1 protein-coding gene is annotated in these 336 nt (G+C 47.3%); it reads right to left on the bottom strand.

The window, feature by feature from the left end:
- Positions 1-26: 26 nt before the first annotated feature.
- Positions 27-284 carry a SemiSWEET family transporter gene (locus HMPREF2726_RS01255; protein WP_049225703.1) on the bottom strand — a complete coding sequence of 86 codons (258 nt, stop codon included), beginning with the start codon at positions 282-284 and terminating at the stop codon, positions 27-29.
- Positions 285-336 lie beyond the last annotated feature (52 nt).

Here is a 336-nt window from a genome sequence, read left to right as displayed (position 1 = left end):
TTTGCACAGGCCGTCTGAAAACTTCCTTAAAAACTAGTGATAAATGTAATCAAACCCAAAATAATGCCTGGGGCGTTTGCCAGTATGATGGGGTAGTCGCGTTTTTCTTTCAAAAAGCCGTAGGCAAACCATAATGTGCAGTTGATGGCGGCGACGAGGGGTTGCAACGGCGAGCCGGGGTTGCCGGCAAGGTTGTTTTGGATTTGCGGGATATAAGAAACGTACATACCGACGCCGGCCAGGGTGGCGGTGACGGAAAGAATGTGCATTTGTTTTTCAGTCATTGGTTTTCCTTTCTGATTAGACGATTGGGTTTTCAGGCTGTACAGATGTTGA

It is taken from the genome of Neisseria sp. HMSC074B07, assembly GCF_001810355.1.
GTDB lineage: Bacteria > Pseudomonadota > Gammaproteobacteria > Burkholderiales > Neisseriaceae > Neisseria.
Note: the sequence above shows the minus strand (reverse complement) of the source record. Positions and strands in the feature narration are given on the sequence as shown.

Excerpts from the sequence above, each read along its gene's own strand:
- HMPREF2726_RS01255 (WP_049225703.1), bottom strand. The coding sequence starts at position 284 with ATGACTGAAAAACAAATGCACATTCTTTCCGTCACCGCCACCCTGGCC.